This window comes from uncultured Kordia sp. (genome assembly GCF_947489565.1).
Taxonomy (GTDB): Bacteria; Bacteroidota; Bacteroidia; order Flavobacteriales; family Flavobacteriaceae; genus Kordia.
On sequence record NZ_CANLEA010000096.1, the window covers coordinates 1 to 218 of the forward strand.

General features: G+C 43.1%; 1 protein-coding gene. It reads right to left on the reverse strand.

Features of this window, described 5'->3' with window-relative positions; all coding sequences use genetic code 11:
• Positions 1-218 (reverse strand): Calx-beta domain-containing protein (locus Q0845_RS27860; protein ID WP_298521255.1); only part of this gene is annotated, 218 nt, incomplete at both ends.

Sequence of the window (218 nt, forward strand, 5' to 3'; positions counted from 1 at the left end):
ATCGTTGCTGTAACTGTGGTAGTCGTATAATCATCTGGATTGGTAGCGCTGTTATCGGTTGTCGTGATACTTACTACTGTATCTACACTACTTGGATTGTCAATACTTACCGCTACACTCGCTGTTCCTGCATCTTCTGCTACCGTTACATCACCTACACTCATTGCTGGTGTGTCATTATCAGTGATCGTTACTGTTCCACTATCAGTGGTATTGCT